General features: G+C 52.0%; 2 protein-coding genes. One reads left to right on the top strand and one right to left on the bottom strand.

The features are described from left to right. The coding region (locus ACYVRH_RS13585; RefSeq protein WP_461257425.1) for a fibronectin type III domain-containing protein at positions 1-431 on the bottom strand (431 nt) is incomplete at its 3' end. Between the two features lie 70 nt (positions 432-501). Between ACYVRH_RS13585 and ACYVRH_RS13580 the strand changes: the two genes are divergently transcribed. Further along, positions 502-860, top strand: a 359-nt coding sequence (locus ACYVRH_RS13580) for a fibronectin type III domain-containing protein (RefSeq protein ID WP_461257424.1), incomplete at its 3' end; no start/stop codon positions are given.

Genomic DNA, 860 nt, shown 5'->3' with positions numbered 1-860 from the left:
TTACAACTTACCGTAAGCTGTCCGCTTCCGGCAATTACAGATGGCGCGACCAGAGGCGCGGGCGGAATTGCGGCAAATGCCGACGGCGTTCCGCTCGCACGAGGGCTTAATTCGCTTGCGCCGATATTGTTTTTCGCCTTTATCCAAATGTCGTATGTGGTCTCGTTGGTAAGTCCTGTCAGCGTTACAGACGCGCTTGAAACATCCGCGCCATTTTTTTGGGCGCTTGCAGGATTGTTGGTTGTACCCGTCCACACTTCGTAGGACAAAGCGCCCTCAACGGGCGTCCAACTTACGCTTAACGCCCTTGAGCCGGGAGTTACCGTAGGCAGAACCGGCGTTTCAGGCAGAACCGCAAAAGCGGAAGGCTTCGCGTTTGCCGCCAGGCTAAAGCCGCTTGTGCCTACAATGTTTTTCGCTTTTATCCACACATAATAAACGGTCTCCGGAGCGGATTACAAAGCGTTCTCCGAGTCCATTGTCAGTTTTGAGGCGGGGCATGTGTACGTTTTTGTTTTTGACGGCAATGTCTCGCTGACCACGGAAGTTGAAATAATATTGGAAAATGTCGCCGGGATTCCCCAGAACAGCGCGGAACCTGATGTTCCAGACGCGCCTGTGGTATCGGCTTTAGACGAAATGTTAACCTTGCTATGGATCGCGGTTCAAGGCGCTGAACATTATGAGGTGTACGTAAACACCGCGCAACAACCGCCTGAGTCCCCAATAAAAACAGTTACAGGAACAACGACAGTCTTGACCGAACTTACCAATAAGACCGCTTATTATATTTGGATAAAGGCGGTCAACAGTTCAGGCTCCAGCGATTTCAGCCCCTACAGCCGTGGCATTCCCTGGCC

It is taken from the genome of Treponema sp. R80B11-R83G3 (genome assembly GCF_054786115.1).
This window is presented reverse-complemented; position numbering and strand designations above follow the sequence as displayed.